Genomic DNA, 14703 nt, shown 5'->3' with positions numbered 1-14703 from the left:
TGACCCCCTCCGTCAGGCGTTCTTCAACGCGAGCCCGCGCGCCGGTACACGCCGTTGAAGCGCACGTTCATGCCACCGCATTCGCTGTTGTCGGCCACGATCAGCACCTCGCCCAGCGAATGCACGCGTACCTTGCAGGTATCCTCGACGAACTCGACGTCGGCACCGCGCGGCGCGGCGCGCGCTTCCACCTGGCCCATGTTCGGTCCGTAGGGACGCTGCTCCGGCGTGGGGTTGGCGGAGGGCCAGTAGGCGTCCCCCTCCACATGCAGTTGCCCACCCTGCACGGTGATGCGCAGGCCGTTGTCGCCGTCCTTCCAGTTGCCCGCCCAGTCCTGCAGCGACGGCACGGCCACCGGCAATGGCTGCAGCTTGCTGCGGTCCACCCAGCCGGCACTGCCACCCACCCTGTTCGGGAAGAACGCGCAGCGATAAGCGCCCAGGTCGCGCCCGGTCACCACCGTATCGCCGTTGACCACATAGCTGCGCTGTCGGCAGGCCGGTTCGCCCTTGGCCGGGCAGCCGTCCATGTCGCCAAGCAGGTACAGGCGCGGTGCATCGACCACCCGCGCCAGTGCGAACCGGCTCTGTTCGGACGGGAACGCGCCGTTGCGGCAGGCGCCGTCATCGGCGATGCCGGAAGCGAAGGCGGAGGCCGGCAGCAACGCGGCCATCAGGCAGATCGAACGCAGGAACATGGCAGCACTATTGGTGGGGAAGCCGGCAGGATATACCGGCCTACTTCACCGGCGGCGCGTCGCCAGCATTCTGTTCCTGGGAGAACAGCAGCGCGCGCCGCTGCTGTTCCGCACTGAGTTCCGGCGGCGGCCGCGCCACGGCGGCCTGGATCTGCGAAGGTCCACCCGTGAGCTTGTTCACGCCCTTGGCCGCCGCCATCACACCCTTGACCACGCCCATCATGATGTAGCCGCCGCCCATGCTCACCTGCTCCGGCGATGGCGGTTCGCTCCAGTCACGGCTGAAGCGGTTGTCGCCGAACTTCACCGGGTTCTTGAAGCGGTAGAGATCCAGCGGCTCGTCTTCCGGCTTGAGCGCACGCACTTCGCCGAGGGTGGTGACGTTGTCCTGCGGCAGAGCGGTGGAGATCGGTGCGGTGGTTGCCGCCGAAGCATCCACCGGGGGAACGGGCGCAGGATCGGGCACCGCCACCGGCGTGGCCTGCTGCGCCTGCGCGATGCCGGCCAGCAGCATGCCGGCCAGGAGGGCTCCCTGCGTTCCACGTCGTGCCACAGCCATCCACCTGTTGGTTGCGTCCAGCGCCCAAGGATACGGATGCCGGCTTCAGATTTCGTTGCTGCACTGGCAGCTGTTCAGCCAGGGGAGATGCGGCGACGCCACGGGACGCGGGCACTGAACGGTTCACGCCCTCCGTGTGCGGTGTCTCACATCCTGAGACGTGAGTGTGGTGCCATGTGACCCCTCGCAATCCGTCCCGGCTCCATCTTCCATGGCCTACGAACTCGCCAAGCGCACCGCCGATGCCGAGCAGAAGCTCGCCACGCGCGACGGCCTGCCCGCCCGCGACGGCGCCCTGCTCAGCGCGCGCCTGCAGCGCCGCTACCAGGACCGCATCACCGGCAGCTTTGCCATTCCCGGCCGCGAAGGCCGCTATGCGCCCATTCCCGATTCAGTTCCGCCTGCCCTGGCCGCTGCGCTGAAGGCGCGTGGCATCGAACAGCTCTACAGCCACCAGGCCGAAGCCTGGGAGGCCAGCCAGCGCGGCGAGCACGTGGCCATCGTCACCCCCACCGCCAGCGGCAAGTCGCTGTGCTACACCCTGCCGGTGGTCAGCGCGGCAATGCAGGACAAGGCCAAGGCGCTGTACCTGTTCCCGACCAAGGCACTGGCCCAGGACCAGGTGGCCGAGCTGCTGGAACTCAACCGCGCCGGCGATCTGGGCGTAAAGGCCTTCACCTTCGATGGCGACACGCCCGGCGATGCACGACAGGCCATCCGCCTGCATGGCGACATCGTGGTGTCCAACCCGGACATGCTGCACCAGGCCATCCTGCCGCATCACACCAAGTGGGCGCAGTTCTTCGAGAACCTGCGCTACATCGTCATCGACGAGGTACACACCTACCGCGGCGTGTTCGGCAGCCACGTCACCAACGTGCTGCGCCGGCTCAAGCGCATCTGCGCGTTCTACGGCGTGCAACCGCAGTTCATCCTGTGCTCGGCCACCATCGGCAACCCACAGGCGCATGCCGAGGCGCTGATCGAGGCCCCGGTGACTGCCATCACTGAATCCGGTGCGCCCAGCGGGCCGAAACAGGTGCTGCTGTGGAACCCGCCGGTGATCAATCCGGACCTGGGCCTGCGCGCCTCGGCGCGCTCACAGAGCAACCGCATCGCGCGCATCGCGATCAAGTCCGGGCTGAAGACCCTGGTGTTCGCGCAGACACGTTTGATGGTGGAAGTGCTGACCAAGTACCTGAAGGACATCTTCGACCACGACCCGCGCAAACCGCCGCGCATCCGCGCCTACCGCGGTGGCTACCTGCCCACCGAGCGGCGCGAGACCGAGCGCGCGATGCGTGCCGGCAACATCGACGGCATCGTCAGCACGTCGGCACTGGAACTGGGCGTGGATATCGGCAGTCTGGACGTGGTCATCCTCAACGGCTACCCCGGCAGCGTGGCCGCCACCTGGCAGCGCTTCGGCCGCGCCGGCCGCCGCCAGCAACCCGCACTGGGAGTGATGGTGGCCAGCTCGCAGCCGCTGGACCAGTACGTGGTTCGCCACCCGGACTTCTTCGCCGAGGCCTCGCCCGAGCACGCGCGCATCGCGCCGGACCAGCCGCTGATCCTGTTCGACCATATCCGCTGCGCGGCCTTCGAGCTGCCGTTCCGGGTCGGCGATGGCTTCGGCCCGATCGATCCGGAGGTGTTCCTGGAAGCGCTGGCAGAGACAGAAGTGATCCACCGCGAAGGCGAGCGCTGGGAATGGATCGCCGACAGCTATCCGGCCAACGCGGTCAGCCTGCGTGCGGTGGCCGACGGCAACTTCGTGGTGGTCGACCGCAGCGATGGCCGCCAGCAGATCATCGCCGAGGTCGATTATTCCGCCGCCGCGCTCACCCTGTACGAGGGCGCCATCCACATGGTGCAGTCCACCCCGTACCAGGTGGAGACGCTGGACTGGGAGGGGCGCAAGGCCTACGTCACCCGCACCCACGTGGACTACTACACCGACAGCATCGACTTCACCAAGCTCAAGGTGCTGGACCGTTTCGATGGCGGCGTGGCCGGCCGTGGCGATTCGCATCATGGCGAAGTGCACGTGGTGCGCCGCGTGGCCGGCTACAAGAAGATCCGGTATTACACCCACGAGAACATCGGCTACGGACCGGTGAACCTGCCCGACCAGGAACTGCACACCACTGCGGTGTGGTGGCAGCTGCCGCAGGCGCTGCTGCTGCGCGCGTTCGCCAGCAAGCAGGATGCGCTGGATGGCTTCCTCGGCGCCGCGTATGCACTGCACATCGTCGCCACCGTGGCGGTGATGGCCGATGCGCGCGACCTGCAGAAGTCGGTGGGCAACGGCGATGGTTCCTGGTTCGCGATCGCCGACCAGAGCGGCCGCGGCCAGCTGCGCGGCAGCGAGGGCGATCCCGGTGGGGTGGAGCTGCTGCAGGAGTTCGTGCCCACCGTTTACCTGTACGACAACTTCCCCGGCGGCGTCGGCCTCAGCGAACCGCTGTGGCAGCGCCAGGCCGAATTGGTGCAGCGCGCGCGCGAACTGGTGCAGCGCTGCGACTGCAGGGCCGGCTGCCCGGCCTGCGTGGGCCCGGTGCTGGCCGCGCAGGAAGACGATGAGACTTCGCCGCGCGCGCTGGCGCTGCGCGTGCTCGACCTGTTCGATGCCGACGCCTGCCAGCACGTGCCCGACGTGGTGGTGACCACGCGCGACCCGATGGAGCTGCTGGCACCGTGAGCCTGAGCCTGGACAAGCTGCGCCTGCTGCGCAGGCAGGCCGGCGACACGAAGGCGAGCACACCGGCCGCGCCGGACGTGCCCCCTGCGCCACCGGCACCCGTGGCCGCGAACGATGCGCGGCAACCACCGGCCGAACGTTCGGTGTTCGCCTGGGTCGAACAGGAGATCCGCCACAAGCCGACCGGCGCTGCGGTCTCCACACCGGCACCCGCACCGCTGCGTCGGCCGGAAGTGGGCGGTCTGCATCGCCTGCTCGGCCTGCGTTCGCGCGGTGGAGCCGCGCCGGCACGCGCCAGTGCACAGGATCGTCAGTTGCCCGGCGAGGAGATCGCGCCGGGCCTGTTCCTGATCGAATCGCTGCAGCCGCAACCAATCCCGACCGCCCCGCTGTCATTGGCCTTCGCCAAGCGCGAGGACCAGCATGTAGCTGCGCGCGACCTGCTGTTCTTCGATACCGAGACCACGGGCTTGGCCGGTGGCACCGGTACGCGTGCCTTCATGATCGGCGCGGCCGACTGGCACGTGTGCCCGCAACGTGGCGAAGGCCTGCGCATCCGCCAGCTGCTGATGTCCACCATGGCTGCGGAAGAAGCGATGCTGGCCACCTTCGCCAGTTGGCTGCAGCCCTCCACCGTGTTCTGCAGCTACAACGGCCGCAGCTACGATGCGCCGCTGCTGAAGGCGCGCTACCGGCTGGCGCGCCAACGCGATCCGATCACCGCGCTGGACCATGTGGACCTGCTCTACCCCACCCGTCGCCGCTATCGCGGCACCTGGGAGAACTGCAGGCTGTCCACCATCGAGCGCCAGCTGCTGCGCGTGGTGCGCGAGGACGACCTGCCCGGCTCGGAAGCGCCGGGCGCATGGCTGCGCTTCCTGCGCGGCGGCGACGCGGTGAACCTGCGCCGGGTGGCCGACCACAACCATCAGGACGTGGTGACCCTGGCCCTGCTGCTGCAACGGCTGGTGCACGAGGAGCAGCGCGAGCGCGAGACGCTGGCGCTGGTCGGTCAATAGGCCTTGACGCGGCCTGACGGTGGCAGCGGTGACACTGCCGCCACCATCCACGCCTGGAGCCCGACGATGCGCCTCAATCCCCTGGTCCTGCTCGCCATCCTGCCCTTGGCCGCCTGCAGTCATGCCGGCAGCAGCACCTCCCGTGATCCCGCGCCAGCGCCCGTGGCCGATGCCGCGCACGAATGCAAACCGGAGGCGCTGGACGCCTTCACCGGCAGGACCGCCGACGAAGCCACGATCAAGAAACTGGTGGCTGACAGCGGTGCGCGCAATGCACGGGTGGTCAAGCCGGGCATGGCGGTGACCATGGACTTCCGCCAGGACCGCGTGACCGTGCAGGTGGATGCGCAGAACCGCATCGAGCGCGCCAGCTGCGGTTGATGTTCCCAGGGTAGTGCCGGCGCTGGCCGGCACCCCCATTGCCGGCCAGCGGCCGGCACTACCGATCAGAGTCGCTCGGCCTTGCCACTGGCCAGTGCGCGCGCGATCACCTGCTGCGCCTGCTGCGATGCCTGCGCATGCACGCGTGCCTGGCGCTCGCCCAACGCGGCCTGTTGGCTGCCCAGCGTCGCCTGGCGGCTGGCCAGTTCAGACTGCTGGCTGGCCAGGCGCTGCATGGCGCGGGTGCGGCTGGCACGCGCGGTTTCGTTGTCCACTTCCTGCATCGCACGACGCGCCTCGGCGGCAGCCTCACGTGCGGCCTCACGTGCAACCGCCGCGTCGTTGGTCGCGCCCCGCGCCGCCTTCGCCGCTTCGGCCGCCGCTTCGCGGTTGATGTCATGCGCGGCCATCGCACTGCGCGCGGCCTCCGCTGCGGCCAGTGCCAGGCGGCGCGCCTCTTCACCCTGCAGACGCCCCATCTCACCCATCTGCTTGCCCAGGTCGCCCTGCTGGCGGCCCAGCGCACTCTGCTGGCGGCCCAGTTCGCTCTGCTGGCGACCAAGGTCCGCCGCACCGGCATAGGCGCGCTGCAGCGACTGGATCAACATCGGGTCGCGCACCACATAGCGCTTGTCGCCCTGGCGGAACCACAGCGCCGGGCCCTTGCCGAGTTGCCTGCGGGCCACCATCACGTCGTCCATGCCGCCGTTGGCGAAGGTCGAATCACCATCGACCAGCACGAAGGCCTCCCGGGGCGACTTGCCCAGATCGAGGCGACCGTAGGTCGTGATGGAGGAGGTGGTGGTCGTGCCGTCATGGTCCTCATCCATGCCAGCGGCATCGTCGACATCGGCCACATCGGCATCGTCAGGACCGGAGGGTTCTTCCATATCGGCCGGTTCTGCGGGCGGTGCGGGAGCCACCGGCTCGGCCGGAACGCGCGCGGCCGAGGCTGGTGCGGGCGGGGCTTCCGGAGCCTTCGGCGGGGGCGGCACCACGGCCTTCGGGGCGGCCGGAGGTGCGGGCGGGGCCGGCGGCACCGGCGCTGCGACCAGCCGCATCGGCGCCACGCCCACCACCACCACCACAGCGGTCAGCGCCACCGCCAGCAGACGCGGGCAGGACCGGTGCGACTGCAGCGAAAGCAGGCGACGCTTGAGGCTGGTGGTGCTCGGTGCGGCGCTGGCCACGCCCAGATGCGGCTGCGGGGCCACGCCCAGCTGCAGCAACAGGCGGCCATAGGCCTGGCGGCTGGCGCCATGCTGGCCGACCACCGCCGCATCCACGGCTTCCTCGCGGGCCTGCGCGTATTCGCGCACCGACAGGCGCAGCAGCGGGTGGAAGAAGAACAGGTGCTGGGCCAGCGCGGGCAGCAGGCCCCATTGCAGGTCACGGCGCTGCAGGTGCTGCAGTTCGTGGGTCAGTGCCAGGTCCAGCGCATCGCCCTGCAGGACGTTGTCGCCGGCCGGCAGCAGCAGCACCGGGCGGAACGGCCCGACCAGCTGCGGTGCGTCCACCTGCGTGCTCATCCACAGCCGCGGCGCACGGCGCACGCCGTGGGCATCGGAGGCCAGCTGCAGGGCCTGCACCAGCGCCTCGTCCTCGCAGGGATACGCCGCAGCCAGCAGTGCGCGGCAGCGGCGCCACTCACCGAAGGTGCGCAGCGCCATCACCAGCACGCCGGACAGCCACAGCGCGGACAGTGCGACCGCCCACCACGCAACTGCCGGTACTTCGGCCGCGGGCAGCGGCATCGCGGCCAGCAACTGTGCAGAGGCCTCCGGGGCCAGCGGGTAGACGATGTCAGCGGCCACGTCGGTCGCGGTCATCGCCACCGCCTGCGGCGCCGGCAGCCAGGCCAACTGCAACGGCTGGCTCCAGAACAGGCCGAGCACGGCCTGCAGCGAGACCAGCCACCACAGGCGGCAGCGGGTCGCCGCCGACAGCGACGGCAGCGCGCGGCACAGGCCGTACACCAGCGCCACCAGCAGCACGGTCTGCAGGCTGGTCCAGCCCAACCGTTCCAGCATCGGGATCAGCATCGTGGTGTCCATGGCTCAGCCCTCGTGGCGACGCGATTGGAGTTGGGCGACCAGCGCTTCCAGCTCGGCCAGTTCGTTGTCGCTGACCTGCTGGCGCTGCGACAGGTAGGCCACGAACGGCGACACCGAGCCCTGCAGGGTGTTGTCGACGAACTGGGCCACGGCACCCTGCAGCACGCTCTGCGGGCCACGAGTGGCCTGGTAGCGGTAGACGCCGTCCTGCTGCCGGCGCTGAAGATACCCCTTCGCCCGCAGCCGCTCCATCATCGTCAGCACGGTGGAACGGGCCAGGCCGCGGGCCTCGCCGTAGCCACTGGCAACCTCGCCGACGCTGGCCGGCGCATGTTCATCGATGTACTGCAGCAGGGCCAGTTCCTGGTCCCCGATGGTCTTGCCACGCATGACACCACTCCCTTGACTACACGTGTCGTCACTGTCAGCTTGACGACAACTGTAGTCAACCCCCCGGAAGTCATGGGCCGACGAACGGTAGGCACCACCGAGCGCTTAAACCTTTGACCCGCCCGCTGCATCCGATCCGCAACGCCCCGCTGGAATTCCGCATGTCCCGCCCAATGCTCCGAGTCCTGCTCATGCTCATCAGTGCACTGCCCTTCGCCGCCGTCTCTGCCAGCCAGGACCAGGCCAACGACCAGACCCGCCGCCTGATCCGCCAGATCATGCTGGAGCAGCGCATCCCGGGATTGCAGATCGCGGTGGTCAAGGACGGGCAGACGGTGTTGTCCGAGGCCTACGGGCTGGCCAACGTGGAGAACGGTGTGCTTGCCTCGCGCGACACCCGTTTCCCGCTCAATTCGGCCACCAAGGCGTTCACCGGCGTGGCCGCCGCGCAGCTGGCCCAGCAGGGCCAGTTGGATCTGGACGCGCCGGCCTCGCGCTACCTGGATGATCTTCCGCCAGCGTGGAGCGACGTACGCGTACACCAGCTGCTGGCGCATACCTCCGGCCTTCCGGACATCCTTGATGCGAAGGGACTGCTGGGCGGTGGCTCAGAAGCGCAGGCGTGGGCGGCCGTCACTGCGCAGCCGCTCGAAGCCGAACCCGGGCAGCGCTTCGCCTACAACCAGACCAACTACGTACTGCTGGCACGGATCATCGCAAAGCAATCCGGCATGCCCTACGAACGTTTCCTCGCCACCGGCCAGTTCAGCAGCGCGCGCATGGCCCGCACCACCTTCGGCGACAGCTACGACCTGATTCCGGATGCGGCGACGATGTACAGCCTGGCCCCGCGTGCCACCGACGCTGCGGATGCACCGTCCCGCCTGTCGCACTGGTTCTACGACATACCGCCTTCGCTGTGGGCCGGTGGCGGCATCCTCACCACCGCCGACGACACCGCGCGCTGGCTGGTCGCGCTGACCGAAGGTCGCCTGCTGCCGGAGACCGCCCTGCGGCGGATGTGGAGCGCAGAGCGCCTGGCGGATGGCCGTGCCGGCCCGTGGGCGGGGGGCTGGCCGGTACTGCGCGCATCGCCCGACCTTCAAGTGGCCGGTATCGGCGGTGCGCGCTCGGCGTTCGTGGTCTATCCCGAGCGCGGCGTGGCGGTGGTGGTGCTGACCAATCTTGTCGGTGCCAATCCGCAGCAGTTCATTCCACGCATTGCCGATTTCTATGCGCGCGATGCCTCAACGCCCAGTCACGAACGGGTCGCCCCTGCACGGCAATAGCGGGCTGTCATCGCAGGGCCATAGCCCGGCCGGCACGGTCCTGGCCACTTCGAAGTGATCCTGGTTCCAGCGCAGGAAACCGCCGTGGATGACATTGCCATGGTCGAAGCTGCGCGCAGCGTCGGCCAATGGCTGCTCGGGGTCGGCTTCGGCCACCCAGCGCACCACCGGCACCTTGTCCAGCTGCCCGATGAAGGCGAACAGATCGCCCGCGCCCCTGTCCTGGTAAGCCGTCATCGTCGCCGCATCAGGCAGCTCGGCCTGCGCCAGCAACGACGCGGTGACATCCTGCAGCGGTGCGGCTCCCTGCGCGATGTAGGCGCGCATGCCCGTGGTGGTTGCTGGGCAGTCCTGCAGCTGCACGAGATACCCGGTGGTACCGCCACTGCTGGAGAACGAGCGCATCCAGTAGCGGAAACGCGGTCCGCTGCGATCGGTGACCATGAAATCCTGCTGGCCACCCTGCGCGGGAATGGAAAGCACCTGCGCATTGCCGGCACTCTCCACGTTGCACTTCAACTGCGCCAGCACCCGCCTGGCCGGTTCGGGCAGCGCAGCGTAGCGGCCGCCGGAATGGGCGCTGCCGGAAGCTTCCGGTAACGCAGGCAATCCGCGTTCAGTGGGTCCTGCCTGCGCAGGCAAGGTCTCCGGTTTCGCCTCAGGCTTCGCAGCGGGTGCGACCGGCACGGTGTGCTCCCCGGCGGGTGCGCATGCGCTGCACGCCAGCAGCAACACCCACGGCAAACCGGACATCAAGGGTAGACGGACCATCCTTCAACGTCCTCCCATCGCGGGTGCTTCGTGCTGCTGTGCCGGCGCGGGCACGGGTGCACCCTGTTCGCGCGCTTGCTGCTGCAGCTGGCGCAGGCTGGTTTCCACCGCAGTCTCGCGCACCTCGGCTGCGTTGACGCCTGCGCGCACGGCCGCCGGATCGCCCGGACTGCCCTGCACCAGGAACAGTGTCTCACCCGCAGCGCGGCCGCCACTGGGATTGCTGGCCACGATCTGGTCGACCCGGGTGATGCCTGCGGCCTTCGCTTCGCGCAGCATCACCAGGCTGTAGTCATCGGCGTGCTCGGCGTAGCGCCCACCCAAGGCCTGCAGGTGCGTGCTGATCTGCTGCCGCAGGGCATGGTCGCGGTGCTGCGGCTGCCGGGGATCGTCATTGGCCGCGAGCGGCGTGTCCTGTCCCAGCCCGCGCGCCTGGCCCGGCGCAACCGAGGTCAGCACATACTGCCAGCGGTTCTGCCCGGGGGTGCCGCGTACCGTCGCCACGAAGTCGTCGTACTCACCGCCGCCGATGGTCTGGCAGCCCGCCGAATCGGTATTGGACCGGCTGCCACGATGGATCTTGAAGGTGTCGTTGAGGTCCTGCACGCCCTGGGTATCGCGCGCATCGAACCAGCCATCGCCATTGCTGTCGCGCTCCACCCGTCCAGCGCCGGCGGTGATGGCCGCCTGCGAAGGGCGCAACGCGAACTCATCGGGATGGCCGTTGCGCGGATGCGTGGTCGCGCGCATCTCGGTGGTGCCTTCGCCAACCGTCCAAGATCCTTGACCCGGTCGCCGTTGACGTCCTCGCCCTCGGTCTTGGTACGCGGCGCCACGTTGCCGAAGCCAGAGCTGCGTGGCGTGGTCTTGGCGTGTCCGTCGTACTGGGCGGTCGGTTCTGTCGTGGCCTGGTTGAACTCGCGCACATGGCCGTGGCCCTGCGCATCCTTCCACAGCACCACGATGCGGTCGTCGTAGACACCACGTCCTCGCGCCTCGGTGGTGCGGTTCTCGTCGCGCAGCCCCAGCACCACGCGATCCTGCGTGGCCATCGCATCGTTCGCCGCGGCGTTGCCGCGCTGGGCCACGATGCTGCCATACACGTCGTACTGCTGGGCCTGGCTCAGGCCAGCAGTCTCCGCGGCGTCGGGCATGCGCGGTGGGCGCGTCGCGTCGCTCAGGCGATCCAGCATCGGGTTGACCGTGGCCGCGTCGGTGGCGGATACGCCACCGCTCCGTCGCAGCGCCTCAAGCTCGGTGGCGCCCCGCGCCGCGATGTAGCGATCCAGCGATTCCTGCACCACCGCACGCTGGCCGTTGTGCAGGGCCGCCAGGCGGGCGGCCGCGCCACGGGCATCGTTCTGCCGCAACAGGGCGACGACTTCATCGGCCGCTGCGCTGATATCCATCTCCGGCATGATCTTTCCCTGAACGCGATCGGTATGGGAGTCCAGCCTACCCCCACCGCACCGGCGCAGCCGTTGACACACGCCACACACCTGCGCGAAGCCCCGTTCAGCAGACGCCACGCCGTAGTGCTGTTCACCCTCGTGGCCCGCCCATCACCGGCAGGATCACCCCGCTGATGTAACTGGCACAGGCCGGCGAGGCCAGGAACACGTAGGCCGGCGACAGTTCCTCGGGCTGTGCAGGCCGGCCCATGTCGCTGTCCTTGCCAAATTCCGCCACGTCCTGCGCCGGCTTGTCGGCCGGGTTGAGCGGCGTCCATACCGGCCCCGGCGCCACGCAGTTGACCCGGATGCCGCGCGGCAGCAGCTGGCTGGCCAGCGATTTGGTGAACGCGTGGATCGCGCCCTTGGTCGCCGAGTAATCGATCAGCGCCTTGCTGCCGAAGATTCCCGTTTCCGAACCGGTGTTGATGATGCTGGCGCCCTCGCCCAGATGCGGCAGCACCGCGCGCGCCATCTGGATGTACCCGCCGATGTTGGTCTGCAGGGTCTCCTGCAGGTGCGCGTCTTCCAGGTCTTCCAGCCGCTCGCAGTGCAGCTGGAACGCGGCGTTGTTGACCAGGATATCGATGCCGCCGAACGCCTTGGCCACCTGCTTCACCGCTTTGTTGCAGAAGCGCGGATCGCGCACGTCACCGGCGATCACCACGCAGCGACCGCCTTCGCGCTCCACGTGCTGGCGGGTGATGTCCGCGTCCTCGGCCTCGTCCAGGTGCAGCACGGCCACGTCGGCACCTTCGCGTGCGAACAGCACCGCCACCGCGCGGCCGATGCCGGAATCGCCACCGGTGACGATCGCACGCATGCCCTGCAGTTTGCCGCTGCCGGTGTAGTCGGGTGCAAGGAAACGCGGCGCCAGCTCCAGTTCGTGTTCGTGCCCGGGCTTGGCCAGCTGCTGCGCCGGCATCGCCTCCGGCTGGCGTCGTGCTCCGGCCTGGGTCGCGGTCTTCTTTGTTGCCTTCTTGGTTGCCTTCTTGGCCGCGCGGGCGTCCTTGGCCTTCTCCTGGTCCTGCAGGCGCCGCTGCCGTGCCGCAACGCGGGCGGCGCGGGGATCGCTGGCGGCGGCCTTGCGGGTTGCAGTCTTCACCACGCGCGGGCGATCGGGGTCGGCGATGGTCCTGGTTGCAGTGCTGCCTTTGCGCACCTTGGGTGAGGCTTTGCGGCGGGCGGGGGTTTTCCTGGTGGTGGCCATGGAGGTCTCCTCGGGGGGAATGGGATTGCCGGCCAGCGGCCGGCACTACCGGGCGCATGCGCCGCAGTACCGGGGGCGGCATCCGCCGCTCCTGCAGTGTCTCCACCCCTGCTGTTGGCGGCAGTGAGCGCGCCGTGTCCATGATGTGCACGGCATTCATTCCGCCACCACGTGCGCCGTCGCACCCTGCACGCAATCACACAAGGAACGCCTCCATGAAACACGCCATCGCCACCGCCGCCGTCTGCTTTGCCCTGGCCGCCTGCAGCAGCACACCGGTAGCCCAGGTACAGCCGATCGACGGTGTGATTTCCGGCCAGTGCCACAGCGACAGGGTGCGCGGCGCACTTGGCCTGGCCGCGTCGGACGCCACCGTCGCACGCGCACGGGTGGACAGCGACAGCCTGCACGTACGGGTACTGCGCCACGACGGCCCGCGGGTGCCGCCGGCCAGCGAAGGCGGCGACCGCCTGACCATCGAAAAGGGACGCACCAACAACATCACCGCGATCTACTGCGGCTGAGCCGGCGCGCCCTGCGCAGCACGCGCAGGGTCGCCTGTTCCCACTGGCGCGGCCCACGCAGGCCGGCCAGCGTGGCCAGTTCGCCGCGCTCCCAGCCGGCGAACACGCAGGGGTCGATATAGGCCTTGCGGCACACCGCCGGGGTATTGCCCAACAGCGACGCCACTTCGCACACCACCGCGCGCTGCGCCTGCGCCAGTGCGCGCTGGCTGGCCGGTTCCGGCAGTTCGGTGGCGGCAAACGCCTGCACCGCCGCAACCGTCCCGCCCCAGGTGCGGAAATCCTTGGCAGTGAAGTCCTCGCCCATCACCTCGCGCAGGTAGTCGTTCACCGCGCCGGAGTCGACCGGCTGCAGCGCACCGTCGTCATCGCGGTACTGGAACAGGGCCTGCCCCGGCAGCTGCTGCAGGCGCCGCACCAGCAGCCCCAGCCTGCGGTCGCCCACGGTGACCTCCTGCAGCTGCCCGGACTTGCCGCGGAAGCGCATGCGCACGCGGCCACCGCGCAGCAGCTCCAGATGCCGGTTTCGCAGTGTGGTCAGTCCGAACGAACGGTTCTGCTGCGCATAGGTCTCATTGCCGACCCGCACCAGCGTGTCCGCCAACAGTGCGACCACCATGGCCAGCACCTTCTCCTTCGGGAAACCGGGGCGCTTGAGATCCCGCGACAGCCGCCGCCGCAGCGTAGGCAACGCCTCGCCAAAGGCGATGATGCGATCGAACTTGCCGGCATCGCGCTCCCTGGCCCAATCGGGGTGGTAACGGTACTGCTTGCGACCGCGCGCATCACGACCGGTGGCCTGCAGGTGGCCGTTGGCGTGGGCGCAGATCCACACCGCGGTGTAGGCCGGTGGGATCGCCAGTGCGCGGATGCGTTGCAGGGTGGTGGCGTCGCGTATCGCGTGGCCATCAGCATCGCGGTAGCTGAAGCCCTTGCCGGCGCGGCGCCGGCTGATGCCCGGCTGGGTGTCGTCGACATAGCGCAGGCCGGCCGCGCGCGCTGCCTGTCGTTCGGGGGTGGAGGGAGTTGGCATGTCTCCAGTGTCGCCGTCGCCATGCCGCGATCCTGTCGATAACACAAGACAAACACGTGAGGGCCGGTTCGCCGCTATGCTCGGGTCTTCACAACCCCTTCCGGAGTCATGATGTCGTTCCCGATTCGCGCCCGTTCGCTCTCCGCCCTGTTGCTGCCGGCCGTGCTGGCCCTGACCGCCTGCCAGGCACCGGCGCTGGATGAACAGGATTCGGCCACCGCCCACGCCCAGCAGGCCGCCGAAGCAGCCAAGGCGCCGGCCGACGACGCCGGCAAGGCCACCGAGGCTCCGCCGGTCGGCACCTGCGATGCCAGCCAGGTACAGAGCCTGGTCGGCCAGGCCTACACCGATGCCCTCGGCAAGCAGGCACAGGAAGATGCAGGTGCCAGCCAGGTGCGCGTGCTCAAGCCCAATGATGTGGCCACGATGGAGTTCCTCGGCGACCGCCTGAACATCGAAGTGGACGACAAGGGCGCCGTCAGCGGCGTGCGTTGCGGCTGAGTCCCGCCCCGCGCCGGCACTGGGTTGCCGGCGCGTTCCGTTGCACCTGCAACCGTGTATTGCGGCGTTGCAGCAACCTGTGATCTAGTCGAGGCATCCGGTGGCCTCACGATGCGCTCCAG

The 14703-nt window shown here is 69.1% G+C and carries 15 protein-coding genes; 7 read left to right on the top strand and 8 right to left on the bottom strand.

The window, feature by feature from the left end; all coding sequences use genetic code 11:
• Positions 1 to 23: 23 nt before the first annotated feature.
• The gene (locus AC5P9N_RS09915) at positions 24 to 698 is read right to left on the bottom strand and encodes a hypothetical protein (protein ID WP_033834590.1); all 675 of its coding nucleotides are present in this window, start codon (positions 696 to 698) and stop codon (positions 24 to 26) included.
• A gap of 40 nt (positions 699 to 738) precedes the next feature.
• The gene (locus tag AC5P9N_RS09910) at positions 739 to 1257 is read right to left on the bottom strand and encodes a hypothetical protein (RefSeq protein WP_062606887.1); all 519 of its coding nucleotides are present in this window, start codon (positions 1255 to 1257) and stop codon (positions 739 to 741) included.
• A gap of 211 nt (positions 1258 to 1468) precedes the next feature.
• Between AC5P9N_RS09910 and AC5P9N_RS09905 the strand changes: the two genes are divergently transcribed.
• The 3 genes from AC5P9N_RS09905 to AC5P9N_RS09895 all read left to right on the top strand — a co-directional run bounded on the left by AC5P9N_RS09905 (position 1469) and on the right by AC5P9N_RS09895 (position 5358).
• Entirely contained in the window at positions 1469 to 3958 is a 2490-nt protein-coding gene (locus AC5P9N_RS09905) for a DEAD/DEAH box helicase (RefSeq protein WP_049395469.1), read from the top strand.
• Positions 3955 to 4977, top strand: a complete 1023-nt coding sequence (locus AC5P9N_RS09900) for a ribonuclease H-like domain-containing protein (protein ID WP_060380950.1) — start codon at positions 3955 to 3957, stop codon at positions 4975 to 4977. Before AC5P9N_RS09905 ends, AC5P9N_RS09900 begins: the two co-directional genes overlap by 4 nt.
• A 66-nt stretch (positions 4978 to 5043) precedes the next feature.
• Positions 5044 to 5358, top strand: coding sequence for an I78 family peptidase inhibitor (locus AC5P9N_RS09895; protein WP_005407518.1), 315 nt, complete (start codon positions 5044 to 5046; stop codon positions 5356 to 5358).
• A 65-nt stretch (positions 5359 to 5423) separates the two neighbouring features.
• Here the strand turns inward: AC5P9N_RS09895 and AC5P9N_RS09890 are convergent, their stop codons facing one another.
• Together AC5P9N_RS09890 and AC5P9N_RS09885 are read right to left on the bottom strand one after the other, a co-directional pair.
• A complete protein-coding gene (locus AC5P9N_RS09890) occupies positions 5424 to 7412 on the bottom strand; it encodes a M56 family metallopeptidase (RefSeq protein ID WP_099594704.1) in 1989 nt (662 codons plus the stop codon).
• Positions 7413 to 7415: 3 nt separating this feature from the next.
• A complete protein-coding gene (locus AC5P9N_RS09885; RefSeq protein WP_019661969.1) occupies positions 7416 to 7802 on the bottom strand; it encodes a BlaI/MecI/CopY family transcriptional regulator in 387 nt (128 codons plus the stop codon).
• 191 nt (positions 7803 to 7993) lie between these two features.
• Here AC5P9N_RS09885 and AC5P9N_RS09880 point away from each other — a divergent pair, with 191 nt between their 5' ends.
• The gene (locus AC5P9N_RS09880; protein ID WP_099485051.1) at positions 7994 to 9091 is read left to right on the top strand and encodes a serine hydrolase domain-containing protein; all 1098 of its coding nucleotides are present in this window, start codon (positions 7994 to 7996) and stop codon (positions 9089 to 9091) included.
• Here the strand turns inward: AC5P9N_RS09880 and AC5P9N_RS09875 are convergent.
• The gene (locus AC5P9N_RS09875; RefSeq protein WP_223846457.1) at positions 9050 to 9700 is read right to left on the bottom strand and encodes a hypothetical protein; all 651 of its coding nucleotides are present in this window, start codon (positions 9698 to 9700) and stop codon (positions 9050 to 9052) included. The genes AC5P9N_RS09880 and AC5P9N_RS09875 overlap by 42 nt on opposite strands.
• Positions 9701 to 9865: 165 nt before the next feature.
• The gene (locus AC5P9N_RS09870) at positions 9866 to 10612 is read right to left on the bottom strand and encodes an XVIPCD domain-containing protein (RefSeq protein ID WP_239500688.1); all 747 of its coding nucleotides are present in this window, start codon (positions 10610 to 10612) and stop codon (positions 9866 to 9868) included.
• Positions 10613 to 10788: 176 nt separating this feature from the next.
• Between AC5P9N_RS09870 and AC5P9N_RS09865 the strand changes: the two genes are divergently transcribed.
• Positions 10789 to 11448, top strand: a complete 660-nt coding sequence (locus AC5P9N_RS09865) for a hypothetical protein (RefSeq protein ID WP_229298702.1) — start codon at positions 10789 to 10791, stop codon at positions 11446 to 11448.
• Here AC5P9N_RS09865 and AC5P9N_RS09860 read toward each other — a convergent pair.
• Complete coding sequence (locus AC5P9N_RS09860) at positions 11405 to 12523, bottom strand: SDR family oxidoreductase (RefSeq protein ID WP_099485048.1); 1119 nt, start codon at positions 12521 to 12523, stop codon at positions 11405 to 11407. The genes AC5P9N_RS09865 and AC5P9N_RS09860 overlap by 44 nt on opposite strands.
• 215 nt (positions 12524 to 12738) lie before the next feature.
• Here AC5P9N_RS09860 and AC5P9N_RS09855 point away from each other — a divergent pair, with 215 nt between their 5' ends.
• Entirely contained in the window at positions 12739 to 13047 is a 309-nt protein-coding gene (locus AC5P9N_RS09855) for a putative periplasmic lipoprotein (protein WP_005407511.1), read from the top strand.
• Here the strand turns inward: AC5P9N_RS09855 and AC5P9N_RS09850 are convergent.
• The gene (locus AC5P9N_RS09850; protein ID WP_005407510.1) at positions 13025 to 14080 is read right to left on the bottom strand and encodes a DNA topoisomerase IB; all 1056 of its coding nucleotides are present in this window, start codon (positions 14078 to 14080) and stop codon (positions 13025 to 13027) included. The genes AC5P9N_RS09855 and AC5P9N_RS09850 overlap by 23 nt on opposite strands.
• A gap of 111 nt (positions 14081 to 14191) precedes the next feature.
• Here AC5P9N_RS09850 and AC5P9N_RS09845 point away from each other — a divergent pair, with 111 nt between their 5' ends.
• The gene (locus AC5P9N_RS09845; RefSeq protein WP_005407509.1) at positions 14192 to 14581 is read left to right on the top strand and encodes an I78 family peptidase inhibitor; all 390 of its coding nucleotides are present in this window, start codon (positions 14192 to 14194) and stop codon (positions 14579 to 14581) included.
• The last annotated feature ends 122 nt before the right edge of the window (positions 14582 to 14703 follow it).

The sequence above is a fragment of the Stenotrophomonas sp. YJH_SMC_6 genome, from assembly GCF_059371335.1.
Note: the sequence above shows the minus strand (reverse complement) of the source record. Positions and strands in the feature narration are given on the sequence as shown.

What these genes read in the sequence shown, in the direction of transcription:
- AC5P9N_RS09915 (WP_033834590.1), bottom strand. Translation starts at nt 698, where the DNA reads ATGTTCCTGCGTTCGATCTGCCTGATGGCCGCGTTGCTGCCGGCCTCC.
- AC5P9N_RS09910 (WP_062606887.1), bottom strand. Translation starts at nt 1,257, where the DNA reads ATGGCTGTGGCACGACGTGGAACGCAGGGAGCCCTCCTGGCCGGCATG.
- AC5P9N_RS09905 (WP_049395469.1), top strand. Translation starts at nt 1,469, where the DNA reads ATGGCCTACGAACTCGCCAAGCGCACCGCCGATGCCGAGCAGAAGCTC.
- AC5P9N_RS09895 (WP_005407518.1), top strand. Translation starts at nt 5,044, where the DNA reads ATGCGCCTCAATCCCCTGGTCCTGCTCGCCATCCTGCCCTTGGCCGCC.
- AC5P9N_RS09890 (WP_099594704.1), bottom strand. Translation starts at nt 7,412, where the DNA reads ATGGACACCACGATGCTGATCCCGATGCTGGAACGGTTGGGCTGGACC.
- AC5P9N_RS09885 (WP_019661969.1), bottom strand. Translation starts at nt 7,802, where the DNA reads ATGCGTGGCAAGACCATCGGGGACCAGGAACTGGCCCTGCTGCAGTAC.
- AC5P9N_RS09880 (WP_099485051.1), top strand. Translation starts at nt 7,994, where the DNA reads ATGCTCATCAGTGCACTGCCCTTCGCCGCCGTCTCTGCCAGCCAGGAC.
- AC5P9N_RS09870 (WP_239500688.1), bottom strand. Translation starts at nt 10,612, where the DNA reads ATGCGCGCGACCACGCATCCGCGCAACGGCCATCCCGATGAGTTCGCG.
- AC5P9N_RS09865 (WP_229298702.1), top strand. Translation starts at nt 10,789, where the DNA reads ATGGCCGTGGCCCTGCGCATCCTTCCACAGCACCACGATGCGGTCGTC.
- AC5P9N_RS09860 (WP_099485048.1), bottom strand. Translation starts at nt 12,523, where the DNA reads ATGGCCACCACCAGGAAAACCCCCGCCCGCCGCAAAGCCTCACCCAAG.
- AC5P9N_RS09855 (WP_005407511.1), top strand. Translation starts at nt 12,739, where the DNA reads ATGAAACACGCCATCGCCACCGCCGCCGTCTGCTTTGCCCTGGCCGCC.
- AC5P9N_RS09850 (WP_005407510.1), bottom strand. Translation starts at nt 14,080, where the DNA reads ATGCCAACTCCCTCCACCCCCGAACGACAGGCAGCGCGCGCGGCCGGC.
- AC5P9N_RS09845 (WP_005407509.1), top strand. Translation starts at nt 14,192, where the DNA reads ATGTCGTTCCCGATTCGCGCCCGTTCGCTCTCCGCCCTGTTGCTGCCG.